This window comes from Amorphoplanes friuliensis DSM 7358 (assembly GCF_000494755.1).
GTDB lineage: Bacteria > Actinomycetota > Actinomycetes > Mycobacteriales > Micromonosporaceae > Actinoplanes > Actinoplanes friuliensis.
In genome coordinates, this window is record NC_022657.1 from 8,919,866 (window position 1) to 8,933,455 (window position 13,590).

The following is a 13,590-nucleotide window of genomic DNA, read 5'->3' on the forward strand; positions in this document are numbered from 1 at the left end:
CATGAGTGACACATCGCTGGTCGCCGACGTCACCTCGACGCGAGAGTCCTGGACCGGGATATCGCTGGCCGACAACTTTCAAGGCCTGCTCACCGCTATCGAGAGTGACGGATGGGTCGACGACCTCCTTGCCGGAGCATCCCTCGGCATTGATGTCGCCGCGACTGCGCTCGACCCGTTCAGTGCGCTGCTCTCCAGTGGTCTCGGCTGGGCGATGGAGTACTTCGAGCCACTGCGGCATGTCTTGGACGAACTCGCCGGCATGCCCGACGCAGTGGCTGCCCACGCCGCTACCTGGAACAATATGGCCGGTGAGCTGAATGACATGTCGGCCGACCTGCGGTCGCGGCTCGACGGCGACCTGCCCGACTGGCAGGGAGCCGCCGCCACGGCGTACGCGGGCATGATGGGCCACAACGTCGCCGCCATCGGCGGTCTGGCTGCGGTGTCGGCTGCCATGGCTGCGGCGACCTCGGCGGCCGGCAACCTGGTGCAGTTCACCCGGGACATCGTGCGTGATTTGATCGCCGATCTGGTGGCCCGCGTGATCGTCTGGGCGGCCGAGGCCATCTTCGTGGTGACCATCCCGTTGATCGCCGAACAGATCGTTGCGGCGGTCGTCAAGTGGTCCGCTCGGATCCTCACCTACACGACCGCACTGATCACCAGCCTGACCAACCTCACCCGCCTTCTCAACGGTTAGATAAGAAGACAGGAAAGCGGCCCACCGGGATGGATCGGTGGGCCGCTTCTCCCGGGGCGGGTCAGGCGTTCATCAGCTTGAGCATCTGCTGGATCTGGTCGGCGCGGGACTGCCGGACGCGGTCGGCGAAGGCTTTGGCCTCCGCGTTCTTGCCCTGCGTGGTCTCGAGGTGGGCCATTTCGACAGCGTTGTGCTGGTGAGCGACGAACAAATTAAGGAAGGCCGTTTCGAAGGTCTTGCCCTTGGCCTTCTTCAGGGCCGCGATTTCCTCCGGCCCGGTGGCCGGCAGGCCGCCGTGGTCCGCGTGGGCGCTCGGGGCGTGGTCCACAGTGGTCGGTTTTGACCATTGCGAGAGCCAGCCGGTCATGAGTTTGACCTCGTCGGTCTGGGTGACGTCGATGGCCTGGGCCAACGTTTTGAGGTCGGCGCTCTTGGCTTTTTTCTCCGCCAGCTCGACCATTTCGAGGCCCTGCTGGTGGTGGGCCACCATCATCTGGAGGTACATGACGTCGGTGTCGTTGTAGCCGCCTTCGGCCTGGACGACCGCTTCGGCGTTGACTTTGACGGGCGCGGCGTCCGGTGCTGTGCCGCAGGCGCCGAGGGCGAGGGCGATCAGGACTGTTGCGTAGCGGAGCTTCACAGCGGCAGCCAGAGGGCAAGGGTGTAGATCGACGGCTCCCAGCTGCGGATCGCCGAGTGGCCCTGGCGGCACTGGTAGGTCACGCCCTTGTAGGTGACCTTGTCGCCGGTCTTGTAGGTCACGCCGGGCGCCCAGGCCGAGCCGGAGGAGCCACCGGCGGGCGAGCCGGAGGAGCCACCGGCGGGCGGCGCCTCCGTGATCGGAACAGCCGAGGTGGGGGCGGCGGTGGTCGGCGAAGCAACAGGAGGCGTGGTCGGCGAAGCAGCAGGAGGCGTGGTGGGAGCGGGCGCGGGAGCCGAGCCGCCGCCGCCCACGTTCAGGTCGATGCAGCTGTAGAAGGCGTTGACCGTGTCGCCGATGTTCCAGACCGCGAGGACCTTCTGCTTGCCCGGGAACGCGCTCAGGTCGATGTTGTGGGTGACGACCGCGTCGGGCTGGGCGTTGCCGCCGTCGACGGTGGCGACCTTCTTGTCGCCGATGAAGTATTCCCAGTTGCTGGTGCGGTGGCGGGCCGTCATCACCCAGGTGAAGGTGACCGTTTTGCCGACGGCCTTGGCGGGCCAGTTGCGGCTCTCGTCGGAGAGCACGGAGAAGCCGGCCACGCCGCCGTCACAGGACTTGCGGCCCTTGGGGGCCTCGACGCTCTGCGGCTCGAACTGGATCTGGCCGCAGTTCGCGACGGCGCCCGACGCGCAGAGCGCCTGGCGGCTCGGGGGTGCGGAGACGTACCCGTGGGCGAGGGCGGGTGAGGCTGCGACCAGGGTCGAGCCGGCTACCGCTCCCAGTGCCACCAGCGGATAGGCGATGGACCTGCGCATCGTCACGGTCTCCCAACGTCGTCGTTCGGTTGTCTACGGCGGGAACCGTAACGACGCGTTCCATAAAGGGGCCTTAAATAAGCCAGAAGGGATCATGAAGCTGTGCGGCGCCGGCGACCGGGTCCGCGCACGCTCTCCGGGGCCGGATCATCATTCGGTACGGGCAGCAGCATCGCGATCCTGGCACCGCCGAGGGGGCTGCGGTCGATGGTGAGCCGTCCACCGGCCGCCTCGGCGACCCGGCGCACGATGTCGAGGCCGAGGCCGGACGAGCCCGCACCGCTGACACCGCGCTGGACGGCGTTCGCCGGGTCGCTGATGCCGGGACCGGCGTCGTCGACGAGCAGCCCGGCCTCGGACACCGTCACCCGGAACGCAACACCGTCGGGTGTGTGGGCAAAAACGTTGCCGAGCAGGGCGTCGACGGCCAGGATCAGCTCGCTGCGCGGAAGGGACACGGGCACGGGACGTTCGCCGCCGACGACTTTCCAGGGGCGTTGCTGGTCCTCGGCCAGGGCCGACCAGAAGGCGAGGCGTTCGGCCAGGACCTCGACGAGGTCGGAGCGTTGCGAGCCGCGGGCCTCCACACCGAGCCGGGCGCCCGCGATGATCGCCTCGAGTTCCTCGTCGAGCAGGTCGCAGGCCTGGCGCATCCGGTCGGCGATCGCGCCCGGCGGCATCGTTTCCGCGTCGAGGCGCAGGGCGGTCAGCGGTGTCCGGAGGCGGTGGGACAGGTCGGCCGCGAGTTCGCGTTCGGCGTCGAGGAGGCGGCGCAGGTCACCGGCCATCGTGTTGAAGGCCAGGGCGGCGTCGCGGAGTTCCGGCGGACCTGACGGCTGCACGCGGACGGCCAGTTCGCCCGCGCCGAGGCGGCGGCTGGAGACCGCCAGGTCGCGGGTCGCCCGGACGAGGCGGCCGCCGAGCCGGTCCGCGACCAGCACGGATCCGCCGACCAGGACCACGGCGAGACCGCCGAGGGCCAGCCAGGCCGGCCAGACGCCGCGGGTCATCTCGTCGTCGGTCACGTAGACCTCGATGACCACCGCACGGCCGTCGCTGAGCACGCTGGGTTGCAGGTACGCGATCCCTCCGGCCGCGGGAGCGGTGACCGGCCGGCGGTACCCGGTGGCCGAGGCGACGTCGGCGTCGGTGACGTGGGTGGTGCCGACGGGCTTGATGCCGGGCAGGTGGATGGCCAGGCGTCCCGCGCTGCCGGCGACCGTGCTGGCGACGGCGCTGGTCAGCAGGCGTGGATCGGCGTCGACGGCGAGGGCGGCGACCATGGCCGCGGCCTGCTGGCGGGCGTCACCGATGGCCCGGTCGTGGGCGATCTGCCGGGTCGCGAAGGTCAGCGGCACCAGGAAGGCCAGGGCGACCATCGACGTGATGGCCAGCGCGAGCCGGTTCAGTTCCCATCTCACTGCGGTTCGACCATCATCACTCCGACCCCGCGGACGGTGTGCAGGTAGCGTGGCGCGGCGGCCGTCTCACCGAGCTTGCGGCGCAGCCAGGAGATGTGCACGTCGATCGTCTGCTCCTCGCCGATCCGCGACTGGTTCCACACCTCGGTCAGCAGTTCGCGCCGGCTGACGACCTGCCCGACCCGTTCGGCGAGATAGGTGAGCACGTCGAACTCGCGGCGGGTGAGCTGCAGCGGCTTGCCACCCAGCGCGGCGCGGCGCTGGCGGGGCTGGATGACGAGTTCACCCACGGTGATGGTGTTCGGTGTCGTGTCCGCGGCGACCCGGGTGCGCCGCAGCACCGCGGAGATCCGGGCGAGGATGTGGCCGCCGGAGAACGGTTTGGTCACGTAGTCGTCGGCTCCGGCGCTGAGCAGCGTGATGATGTCGGCCTCGGCCCGGCGGGCGGTGGCGACGATGACCGGCACCTCGGAGACGGACCGCATCATGCGCAGCGCGTCGGTTCCGTCTATGTCCGGCAGGCCCAGGTCGAGGATGACCAGATCCGGGCGTTCCTCGGTGAGGATCTTGAGTGCCTCACCGGCCTGCCCGACGGGCCGCACGACGTGCCCGGCATCCGTCAGCGCCCGCGTCAGAGCGGCCGTGATGTTCCGGTCGTCCTCGACCAGCAGGATCAGCGCCATGCGCACACCCTAGGCGGAAGTGAGATCATGGCCACGTGCGATCTCCTCGAAGTGTGGTTCCGGTGCTCGGCTGGTGTGCCGCGACCCTGACCAGCGTCGCGCTGGCGTGGGTGGCGATGCTGCCGGTGCTGCGTACGGCCACACCCGACGAGAGCACGCTGGTGTCCGTGGAGCAGTTGCGGGAGTCGGGTGAGGTCGAGCCGACGCCACAGCCGCAGTCGAGCCTCGCCGAGCCGGAGCCTGATCCCGAGCCGACGAACGCCACCACCACCACGACGCGGACGCCGAACCGCACCAAGAGCAAGCCGCCGAGCACCCCGCCGTCGAAGAGCCCGGCCACGACGACGCCGACGACAACGCCGGCCGAGAGCACCACGACCACCGAGGACGGGTGGACGGTGACCACGGACGGTGACGGCGAGAAGACGTACGTGCGGTCGTTCCGGGTCGAGGGCGGGCAGACGGTGATCCGGGTGACCGAGGACCGGGTCCGGCTGGTGACCGCGACGCCGAGCGACGGCTTCTCGGTGGCGACCGTGCAGAACGAGCCGGACAACCTCGCGGTCTACTTCAACGAGGTCAACCACAGTTTCGTGATCCACGTGGTGTGGAACGTCGACAAGCCGTTCGCCGAGGTCAACGAGATCGGTCAATAGCCGCCGCACAGCCGTTGCCGCGATGACGAGCGGGATTCACTTGGGCGCTGCCTGGCGTCACTAGCGTCCGGCCGATGACTTCCGCGCCAGAGGTGAGCGTCGTCATCCCCACCCGCTTCCGCCCCGACCTGGTCCTGCGTGCCGTCACCGGTGTGCTGGCCCAGACCATGGACGACCTCGAGGTCATCGTGGTCGTCGACGGCCCCGACGAGGACACCGTCACCGCACTCGCGGCGCTGCCCGACCCGCGTCTGCGGGTGCTGGTGCAGCCGAAGAAGGGCGGTGCGCCGCACGCCCGCAACACCGGCGCGCAGGCCGCCCGGGGCCGCTGGACCGCGATGCTCGACGACGATGACGAGTGGCTGCCCGGGAAGCTCGAGGTGCAGCTCAAGCTCGCGTACTCGGCCCGGCGGGCGACACCGATCGTGGCCAGCCGCCTGGTCAACCGCACACCGCGCGCCGAGTCGATCATGCCGCGAAGGTTGCCGGACCCGGACGAGCCGGTCAGCGAGTACCTGACCGTGCGGCGGGGGCTGTTCTACGGCGACGGCTTCATCCAGACGTCGACGATCCTGGCGCCGACCGAGCTGTTCCACCGCGTGCCGTTCACCGTCGGGCTGCGCCGCCAGCAGGAACTCGACTGGACCCTGCGGGCCGTACGCCACGAGGACGTGGAACTGATCGTCGCCCCGGACGCCCTCGTGGTGTGGCATCAGGACGAGAACCGGGAGCGCATCAGCCTGGAGATGCCGTGGCGGCAGCAGTTCGAGTGGTCACAGCGCAGCCGGGAGCTGTTCACGCCCCGGGCGTACGCGGCGTTCCTGATGAGCGTGGTGAGCTCGATGGCCGCGCCGACCCGCAGCGCCAAGGTCTTCCGGGAGTTGCTCGGCGAGGCCCGGACGCACGGCCGGCCCGGTGCGATCGACTACCTGACGTTCATGCAGATCTGGGCGCTGCCGGCGGAGGTCCGGCACGCCTTGAGGGACAAGGTGCTGGGCCGTGGCCGCTGACCGTGTGGTCATCTGGCGCAGCGCCCTGCTGTCGGGGTCGGAGACGTTCGTCCGCAACCACGGTGAGGCTCTGACCCGGTGGCGGCCCGCCTATCTGGGTGCCACCAAGGAGAATTCGGCGCTGTCCGCGGCGTCCGACGTGGTTGTCTTCCCGGACGATCCGGCGGGGCGGCGGGCGTTCCTGCGGCTGCGGCTGACCGGTTCTTCGCCACACCTGCTGCGGACGCTGGGACGGCTGCGCCCCGATCTGGTGCACGCGCATTTCGGCGGCGACGGCTGGCTGGTCAGCCGGGCCGCGGCCGATCTCGGTGTGCCGCTGATCGTCACCGTGCACGGCCACGACGTGACACGGCAGCCGGACACTCCGGGGGCCAAGGGCGCGCGGTACCGCCGTAATCTGCGCACGGTTTTCGAGCGTGCCGAGCTGGTCGTGGCGGTGTCCGAGCACATCCGCGGCAAGGCGATCGGGCTCGGCGCCGATCCGGAGCGTGTTGTCGTGCACCACACCGGCGTACCGATCACGCCCGCCCTGGTCCTGCCGAAGCGGTGGGATGTGGCTTTTGTCGGGCGCTTCGTCGAGAAGAAGGGCGCGGACGACCTGCTCGCGGCCCTGGCGGCCCTGCCCGAGCCACGCCCCCGGGCGTTGTTCATCGGCACCGGCCCGCTGGAGGCGAAGCTGCGCGAGCAGGCCCGCGGGCTGGACGTGACCTTCGCCGGCGCTCTGTCACCCGTGCAGGTCAACCGCAGTCTGGCGGAGTCGCGGATGCTCGTGGCACCGTCCAGGACCGCGGCCGACGGCGACTCCGAGGGCCTGCCGACCACGATTCTCGAGGCGGCAGTGCAGGGCATTCCGACCGTGTCGACCCGGCACAGCGGCATCCCCGAGGCGGTCGTGCACGGCGAGACGGGACTGCTCGGCGCCGAGGGTGACAGCACCGCGACCGCCCACCACATCCAGAAGCTGCTCGGCAATCCGGCGCTGCGCGAACGGCTCGGCCGGCAGGCCCGCGTGCACGTCGAGACCCGCTTCGACCTGCTCCGGCAGACCCGCCGGCTGGAGGATCTCTACGACGCCGTCAGCGCGGACGCAGCACGCGCAGCGTTCGTTTCGCAGCCCTGGCGCCGCTGACCACCGCACGGACCGGCGCTGACGCACCCAGCAGATATCGCGCCCGCTGCAGCGCCTGCTCGCGGCTGACCAGCATCTGCTCGTACCAGAGGTGTTTGGCGCGGGCCTCGGCCAGCTCGGCGGTGAGCCGATCGCGGGCGGCGACCAGGTCCCGGAGCACGAGGTCCGGCCGGTCGGCCGGCGCCGGTGGATCGATCGTGCGGCCGGTCATCGCGGCGAGTGTGACGGCCAGGTCGGCCGGGCCCGGGGGCGCCGGCCACGGATGCGGGTAACCACCGTCGATCAGGTCCGTCGCGAAGCGCAGCAGGGCCGCACCGTGGTCGCCGGCCGGCGCGAGGGCGACCCACTCGGAGCCGACGACGATCTGGTCGGCCGGGACTCCGGCACAGGGGCCGTCCCACCAGCGTCCGAGCAGCTCACGCACGGTGGGGAGGTCCCGCCCGAGCGCGGCTTCGAGCAGAAGATCCTGGAGGGTACGCCCGGACGGCAGCGCCCGCGCCAGGTCCACCCGCACCCCGGCGGTCACGATCCACGCCGGAGCCACATCGGCGGCGGTGCCGTGGCGCAGAGTCTCCACGGCCAGCCGGCGCGGATCCGTCAGGACCGGGGCGGAGGGCTCGACGGCCCGGGTGATCAGCGCCGACAGGGCACCGAGGTGCTCCTCGCGGTCGAGGTCGTCGGCGTCGAGCACCAGCGTCGGTGCGCTCAGGCTCGGGTAGACCGCAAAAGCGCTGGTGGCGACGCCGACCCGGTCCCGGACCCGCCGCAGACCGCGCGGGCGGGTCGGGTCGTGCTCGGCAACCGGCGCCCAGTCGGCGTCGGTCGGCCGGGACGGCAGCGCGACCAGGCGGTGCAGGCCGAGGAAGTTCTCGACGCCGAGCAGCAGCGTGCCGCCGGGCCGGAGCAGGCCGAGCAGCAGGTCGAGGGACTCACCCCAGGACAGCTCGACGCCCTCGGCCGAGGTGAGCGGCTCGAGCCCGGCCAGCGCGATCACCGTGTCGAACGGCGGCCCGGCGGTGAACTTGGCGAGCCCGCCGACGCAGACCGTGGCCGCCGGGAAACGCGCGGCGAGCGCCTCGCCGTCGGTCAAGCCCCGGACCAGCAAGGTCAGGTCGTCGGCCGGGACCTGGCCGATCAGTGCGGGGCCGTGGGGACCGGCGATCAGGGTACGGCCGTGGGCCACCGCCACCAGCGGGAACAGTGCCTCACCGCGTACGGGGGCGGGGTCGGACCACTGCAGCATCTCGTCACCGAGCAGCCGGATCATCGCGGAACTCCTGTCCACCCGAGGATCCGGGTCAGTTCTTCGGGGGGCAGCAGGCGGTCGGCGCCGAGTTCCGCGACGGCGATCTCGCGGGCGACGACCGGGTCGGTCCGTGTGCCGTGCAACTCCGGCCACTGCCGCTGGATCCGCGCCTGCCCGCCGAAGGCCAGGTTCTCCCGGTCGAGCACCATCGGGTCGCCGTAGACCGCCGATTCGCAGCCGGCCAGCGCGCCGTAGAAGACCGCGCTGCACAGCCGGTTGGACGCCACGCGGCGGTGTTTGCGCAGCTCGTCGAGCTGGCGGTGCAAAAACAGCGGGTCGAGGTCCTCCCACCAGCCACCGCGGTAGCCGTGGCAGATGACCCGGAAGCCGGCCCGCTCGTACCGGCGGCGCACGCTCGCGGTGCGGAACTCCTGCCAGTACAGGCAGACCGTCACCGGGCCCGGTTCGGTGTCCTTGATCTCGGCGATCAGGCGGTCGTGGTCACCCTGGACGTGCTGGCCCTCCCAGCCGTGGAACGGGTACCAGATCGTGCCGTCACGGCGTACCGGAGGAGCTTGATCCTGGAGCAGGAGGTAGGCCCAGGGTGAGCCGACGACGTAGGTCTCGCGGCGGCCGAGCGACCAGGCGCGGCGGCGGGTGCGCTCCGACCAGAGCAGCAGCGGGGTACCGGCGACGAACTCGTGGTCGGCCGCCATGCCGTCGCCGATGTTCCAGCCGTGCTGCAGATAGCCGTGCAGCCGGGGTGGGTCACCGTCGATCCCGCAGTACCGGGCCAGCACGTGCGAGTGCCCGTAGTAGTGGTTGGCGTGGTGCACGCCCCATCGCACACCGCGCAGGCGTCCGGCACCTCAACGGCGGGTGTCCGGCAGCCGATCAGGCGCAGACGACCTGCACACCGGCGTCGCGGAAGCCCTCGAGCAGCTCGGCGGGTGCGCCCGAGTCGGTGACCAGGGTCTCGACCTTGCTGATCGGGCAGATGCGGGCGAACGCGTGCCCGCCGAGCTTCGACGAGTCGGCGATGACCACCACACGCTTGGCGCGGGCGACCATGAGGCTGTTCATGGCCGCTTCGCCCTCGTGATGGGCGGCGGCGCCGAGCTCGACGTCGAGGGCGTCCACACCGAGCAGCACGATGTCGAGCGTGACCTCCTTGAGCAGTGCACCACCCAGGGGCCCGACCAGCTCGAACGACTGCGGGCGGACCACACCGCCGGCGACGACGATCTTCATCCGGGAGCGGACGAGCAGCTCGTTGGCGATGTTGAGCGCGTTCGTGACCACCGTGAGCTGGGCGCCCTCGCCGCTGGTGTTGAGGTCGGGGCGCACGGCCAGCGCGCGGGCCACCTCGGTCATGGTGGTGCCGCCGTTGAGACCGACCACCGTTCCCGGTACGACCAGGTTGGCCGCCGCCTCACCGATGCGCTGCTTCTCAGCCGAGTGCTTCGCGCTCTTGTAGCGCAGCGGCAGGTCGTAGGAGACGCCGTTGGCGACCGCGCCACCTCGCGTCCGGGTGATCATCTGCTGCTGGGCGAGCTGGTCGAAGTCCCGGCGGATGGTGGCCTGCGAGACGTCGAGCTTGTCGGCCGCGTCCTCGACCGTGACCCGGCCGCTCTCGGCCAGTAACTCGAGCAGGGCATTCCACCGCGCGTACCGGTCCACCCGAGCTCCCTGCTGCACGTTTCGTGATAAGAGTGTGCACATTAGTGCGCGAAACGTCGCGAAGCAAAGAGCGTGCCTGCTCGAACACGCTCCGGTGGTTGCGGACGCGCAGACCTTCCACGCAGAATGACGCTCGAAATACCGGCGAACCGAGCGCATCTGCGCAGGCGATTGAGGGAACACTGCCATGAGTCACGTCAAGGTGGAGATCGCCAGCCAGCCCGACTGCTGGCTGCAGGCGGCCAAGCTCTCCGACTCACCCGGTCTCCCGGCCGCGGGCGAGCGGGTGGCGGTCGCCGGATGCGGCACCTCCTGGTTCATGGCCAAGGCGTACGCCGCCCTGCGCGAGGAGGCCGGCCTCGGCGAGACCGACGCTTTCCAGGCGTCGGAGTTCCCGCTCGGCCGGCACTACGACCGCGTCGTGACGATCACCCGCTCCGGTACGACCACCGAGGTCATCGACCTGCTCGATGCCCTCGACGGCCGGACGCCGACCACCGTGATCACCGCCGACGGTGCCGAGCCCGCCGCCGCGGTGGCCCGGGACGCGATCGTCCTGGACTTCGCCGACGAGCTCGCGGTCGTGCAGACCCGCTTCGCCACCAGCGCTCTTTCGCTGCTGCGGGCGCACCTCGGCACCGACATGGAGCCGATCGCCGCCGACGCGGAGGTCGCCGTGCGGCTGCCGCTGCCGGTGCACCCGGCGCTGGCTCAGCAGATCACCTTCCTCGGCCGCGGCTGGACCGTCGGGCTGGCCGAGGAGGCCGCGCTCAAGTGCCGCGAGTCCGCCTCCTGGTGGGCCGAGGCGTACCCGGCGATGGACTACCGCCACGGCCCGATCTCGATCGCCGGGCCGGGCCGCGTGGTCTGGGCCTTCGGCGAGATCCCGGCCGGCCTGGCCGACGACGTGGAGGCGACCGGCGCGGCGTTCGTGCACAGCCGCTACAACGGCGGATATGCCGCCCTGGGCAGCTGGTGCGGCGGCCGGGCCCCGCTCGACCCGATGGCCGACCTGGTCGTGGCCCAGCGGGTCGCGGTGCTGCTCGCCACCAGCCAGGGCCTGGACCCGGACCACCCCCGCAACCTCACCCGCTCGGTTGTCCTCCCGTGACGACCCCACGACAGCACCACCGGACGCAGCGCTGCGTCGATCCCTGCAAGCGCTGCGAAAGGTAAGCCCGTGAGCAACGACGTGGTGGTGGCGCTGGATGTCGGCGGCACCGGTATGAAGTGCGCCCTGGTGCTCCCCGACGGGACCGTCCATCACGCCGAAAGGCACCCGACCCTCGCCTCACGCGGACCCGCGGCGGTCACCGAGAACATCCTCGAGGTTGCCGCCGGGCTGGCCGACCGCGCCCGTGCCGACGGCCTCACCCCGGTTGCCGCCGGTGTGGCCGTGCCGGGTGTGGTCGACGAGGAGACGGGCACCGCGGTCTGGTCCAGCAACGTCGGCTTCCGGGACGTACCGCTGCGGGATCTCGTCACGGCGCGGCTGGGCCTGCCGGCCGCGCTCGGTCACGACGTCCGCGCCGGGGGAACGGCCGAGGCCCGCCTGGGTGCCGGCCGCGACCAACGGCACGTCCTCTTCATCGCCATCGGCACCGGCATCGCCGCTGCTCACGTCGTCGACGGCCAGGCGTTCGCCGGTGCCCACGGCGCGGCCGGGGAGGTCGGTCATGTGATCGTCCGGCCCGGTGGACCGCCCTGCGGCTGCGGCGCCCGCGGATGCCTCGAGTCGATCGCCTCAGCGTCGGCGGTCGGCCGGCGCTACGTGGAGCTCTCCGGGATAGAGGGCGTCACCGCCTTCGACGTGGCGACCCGCGCCGCCGCCGGTGAGGAGCTGGCGAACTCCGTGTGGACCGAGGCCGTCGAGGCCTTCGCGGACGGGCTGCTCACCGCCCAGGCCCTCTACGACGCCGGGATCGTGGTGCTCGGCGGCGGGCTCGCCGAGGCCGGGGAGGCGCTGCTCGCGCCGCTGCGGGTCGCCCTCGACGCCCGGATCACGTTCCACCGGATGCCGCAGATCGTGCGTGCGGCACTCGGCGACACCGCGGGCTGCCTCGGCGCGGCCCTGCTGGCCCTCGACAGCTTGGGAGCACCCTCTTGACGGAGAAGATCAGCGGCCGCGTCGTCCGGCCCGGGGCGGTTGTCCCCGGGTACGTCGAGGTGGACGGGCCGACGATTCTGTCCGTCTCGGAGCACGGTCACACGGGCGACGACATCATCGTCCCGGGCTTCGTCGACCTGCACTGCCACGGCGGCGGCGGGCACACGTTCACCCAGGGCGACCCGGTGGACGCCCGGGCCGCGGCCGAGTTCCACCAGGCGCACGGCACGACAACGATGCTCGCCAGCCTGGTCAGCTCCCCGTACGAGCTGATGCGTGACGCCACGGCCGCGTACGCACCCCTGGTCGCCGCGGGTGTGATCGCGGGTGTGCACTTCGAGGGGCCGTACCTGTCGCACGCCCGCTGCGGCGCGCAGAACCCGTCGTTCCTGCGCGACCCGTCCCTGGAAGAGCTGTCGGCCCTGGTCGAGCTCGGCGCCGGCGCGGTCCGCATGGTCACCATCGCCCCCGAGCTGCCCGGCGCCCTGGCCGCGGTGGAGTTCCTGGCCCGCCGTGGTGTTGTCGCCGCGCTGGGACACACCGACGCGACGTACGAGGAGACCCTGGCCGGTGTCGCCGCCGGCGCGAGCGTGGGCACCCACCTCTTCAACGGCATGCGCCCGGCACACCACCGCGAGCCGGGCCCGATCGTCGCGCTGCTCGACTCCCCGTCGATCGTCTGCGAGCTGGTCGCCGACGGCATCCACCTGCACGACGGGATGCTGCGCTTCGCGGCCCACGCGGCCGGTCCGGACCGCGCGGCCCTGATCACGGACGCGATGGACGCGGCCGGCATGCCCGACGGCGAGTACGAGCTCGGCGGTCAGGCGGTGGCAGTGGCCGATCGGGTGGCCCGGCTGGTCCGCGACGGCTCGATCGCGGGCAGCACGCTGACCATGGACGCGGCGTTCCGGCAGGCGGTCGGCGCGGGCCTCGACCTGGCCACGGCCTCCGCGATGGCCTCGACCACACCGGCCCGGGCGCTGGGCCTGTCGGACCAGGTCGGAGCTTTGGAGGCGGGTCTCCGCGCAGACCTCGTCGTCCTGAACCCGGACCTGACGGTCAAACGGGTCATGCGCTCCGGCGCCTGGCTCAGCCCTCCAGCGGCTTCCGGCGGGGAGTGACAACCCGGCGCGCGATGCGCCAGCCCGCCGGGGTCAGCACCAGGGTGTCCGCGTAGGTGACGCTGCCGACCGACCCGTCGGCCATGACACCCAGGCCCTTGGACAGGGCGTGGGTGCTGCCGTCCGGCGACTGGTCCAGCACGATGTTGGTGACGTGGTGGGCGACCGGATTGCCGTCGCCCAGGGCCAGGCCGGCGTCGCGGATGGCGGCCGGGCCGACCAGCACACCACCGCCCAGAGCACTCACGTCGTAGGCGACGTCCTCGGTGAACAGCTCGGCCAGGCCGTCGAAGTCCCCGCGGTCGGTCAGATGCCCATGCCTGTTGATCAGATCCGTGATGGCGATCCGGTCGTCCCCGCTCAAGGCCATGAC

The 13,590-nt window shown here is 71.4% G+C and carries 15 protein-coding genes; 7 read left to right on the plus strand and 8 right to left on the minus strand.

Annotated features, from left to right (window positions below; translation table 11 throughout):
• Nucleotide 1 precedes the first annotated feature (1 nt).
• Nucleotides 2-703, plus strand: a complete 702-nt coding sequence (locus tag AFR_RS41165) for a WXG100 family type VII secretion target (protein WP_023562779.1) — start codon at nt 2-4, stop codon at nt 701-703.
• Between the two features lie 61 nt (nt 704-764).
• Here the strand turns inward: AFR_RS41165 and AFR_RS41170 are convergent, their stop codons facing one another.
• The 4 genes from AFR_RS41170 to AFR_RS41185 all read right to left on the minus strand — a co-directional run bounded on the left by AFR_RS41170 (nt 765) and on the right by AFR_RS41185 (nt 4,265).
• The gene (locus tag AFR_RS41170; RefSeq protein WP_023562780.1) at nt 765-1,343 is read right to left on the minus strand and encodes a DUF305 domain-containing protein; all 579 of its coding nucleotides are present in this window, start codon (nt 1,341-1,343) and stop codon (nt 765-767) included.
• Complete coding sequence (locus tag AFR_RS41175) at nt 1,340-2,167, minus strand: lytic polysaccharide monooxygenase (protein WP_193786341.1); 828 nt, start codon at nt 2,165-2,167, stop codon at nt 1,340-1,342. The genes AFR_RS41170 and AFR_RS41175 overlap by 4 nt, the downstream gene beginning before the upstream one ends.
• Nucleotides 2,168-2,253: 86 nt before the next feature.
• Complete coding sequence (locus AFR_RS41180) at nt 2,254-3,582, minus strand: sensor histidine kinase (protein ID WP_023562782.1); 1,329 nt, start codon at nt 3,580-3,582, stop codon at nt 2,254-2,256.
• Nucleotides 3,579-4,265, minus strand: coding sequence for a response regulator transcription factor (locus AFR_RS41185; protein WP_023562783.1), 687 nt, complete (start codon nt 4,263-4,265; stop codon nt 3,579-3,581). The genes AFR_RS41180 and AFR_RS41185 overlap by 4 nt, the downstream gene beginning before the upstream one ends.
• 35 nt (nt 4,266-4,300) lie before the next feature.
• Here AFR_RS41185 and AFR_RS41190 point away from each other — a divergent pair, with 35 nt between their 5' ends.
• The 3 genes from AFR_RS41190 to AFR_RS41200 all read left to right on the plus strand — a co-directional run bounded on the left by AFR_RS41190 (nt 4,301) and on the right by AFR_RS41200 (nt 7,060).
• A complete protein-coding gene (locus tag AFR_RS41190; protein ID WP_041841547.1) occupies nt 4,301-4,921 on the plus strand; it encodes a hypothetical protein in 621 nt (206 codons plus the stop codon).
• A gap of 74 nt (nt 4,922-4,995) precedes the next feature.
• Nucleotides 4,996-5,931, plus strand: coding sequence for a glycosyltransferase family 2 protein (locus AFR_RS41195; protein WP_041841548.1), 936 nt, complete (start codon nt 4,996-4,998; stop codon nt 5,929-5,931).
• On the plus strand, nt 5,921-7,060 hold the full coding sequence (locus AFR_RS41200; protein WP_023562786.1) for a glycosyltransferase: 1,140 nt from the start codon (nt 5,921-5,923) through the stop codon (nt 7,058-7,060). Before AFR_RS41195 ends, AFR_RS41200 begins: the two co-directional genes overlap by 11 nt.
• Here the strand turns inward: AFR_RS41200 and AFR_RS41205 are convergent.
• The 3 genes from AFR_RS41205 to AFR_RS41215 are packed head-to-tail and all read right to left on the minus strand — an operon-like array spanning nt 7,008 to nt 9,986.
• Complete coding sequence (locus AFR_RS41205; RefSeq protein WP_023562787.1) at nt 7,008-8,327, minus strand: hypothetical protein; 1,320 nt, start codon at nt 8,325-8,327, stop codon at nt 7,008-7,010. The two genes, AFR_RS41200 and AFR_RS41205, sit on opposite strands and share 53 nt — an antisense overlap.
• On the minus strand, nt 8,324-9,142 hold the full coding sequence (locus tag AFR_RS41210; protein WP_023562788.1) for a hypothetical protein: 819 nt from the start codon (nt 9,140-9,142) through the stop codon (nt 8,324-8,326). The genes AFR_RS41205 and AFR_RS41210 overlap by 4 nt, the downstream gene beginning before the upstream one ends.
• A gap of 58 nt (nt 9,143-9,200) precedes the next feature.
• Nucleotides 9,201-9,986: a DeoR/GlpR family DNA-binding transcription regulator gene (locus AFR_RS41215; protein ID WP_023562789.1), complete on the minus strand. Its 786-nt coding sequence runs from the start codon at nt 9,984-9,986 to the stop codon at nt 9,201-9,203.
• A gap of 187 nt (nt 9,987-10,173) precedes the next feature.
• On the opposite strand from AFR_RS41215, the gene AFR_RS41220 reads away from it, so the two are divergent.
• The 3 genes from AFR_RS41220 to nagA all read left to right on the plus strand — a co-directional run bounded on the left by AFR_RS41220 (nt 10,174) and on the right by nagA (nt 13,217).
• Complete coding sequence (locus tag AFR_RS41220) at nt 10,174-11,097, plus strand: SIS domain-containing protein (protein WP_023562790.1); 924 nt, start codon at nt 10,174-10,176, stop codon at nt 11,095-11,097.
• A 69-nt stretch (nt 11,098-11,166) separates the two neighbouring features.
• Nucleotides 11,167-12,093 carry an ROK family protein gene (locus AFR_RS41225; protein WP_023562791.1) on the plus strand — a complete coding sequence of 309 codons (927 nt, stop codon included), beginning with the start codon at nt 11,167-11,169 and terminating at the stop codon, nt 12,091-12,093.
• A complete protein-coding gene (gene nagA, locus AFR_RS41230; protein ID WP_023562792.1) occupies nt 12,090-13,217 on the plus strand; it encodes an N-acetylglucosamine-6-phosphate deacetylase in 1,128 nt (375 codons plus the stop codon). The genes AFR_RS41225 and nagA overlap by 4 nt, the downstream gene beginning before the upstream one ends.
• On the opposite strand, the gene AFR_RS41235 is transcribed toward nagA, so the two are convergent.
• Nucleotides 13,186-13,587: a nuclear transport factor 2 family protein gene (locus AFR_RS41235; RefSeq protein WP_023562793.1), complete on the minus strand. Its 402-nt coding sequence runs from the start codon at nt 13,585-13,587 to the stop codon at nt 13,186-13,188. The two genes, nagA and AFR_RS41235, sit on opposite strands and share 32 nt — an antisense overlap.
• Nucleotides 13,588-13,590 lie beyond the last annotated feature (3 nt).

Excerpts from the sequence above, each read along its gene's own strand:
- AFR_RS41165 (WP_023562779.1), top strand. The coding sequence starts at position 2 with ATGAGTGACACATCGCTGGTCGCCGACGTCACCTCGACGCGAGAGTCC.
- AFR_RS41185 (WP_023562783.1), bottom strand. The coding sequence starts at position 4,265 with ATGGCGCTGATCCTGCTGGTCGAGGACGACCGGAACATCACGGCCGCT.
- AFR_RS41195 (WP_041841548.1), top strand. The coding sequence starts at position 4,996 with ATGACTTCCGCGCCAGAGGTGAGCGTCGTCATCCCCACCCGCTTCCGC.
- AFR_RS41205 (WP_023562787.1), bottom strand. The coding sequence starts at position 8,327 with ATGATCCGGCTGCTCGGTGACGAGATGCTGCAGTGGTCCGACCCCGCC.
- AFR_RS41220 (WP_023562790.1), top strand. The coding sequence starts at position 10,174 with ATGAGTCACGTCAAGGTGGAGATCGCCAGCCAGCCCGACTGCTGGCTG.
- AFR_RS41235 (WP_023562793.1), bottom strand. The coding sequence starts at position 13,587 with ATGGCCTTGAGCGGGGACGACCGGATCGCCATCACGGATCTGATCAAC.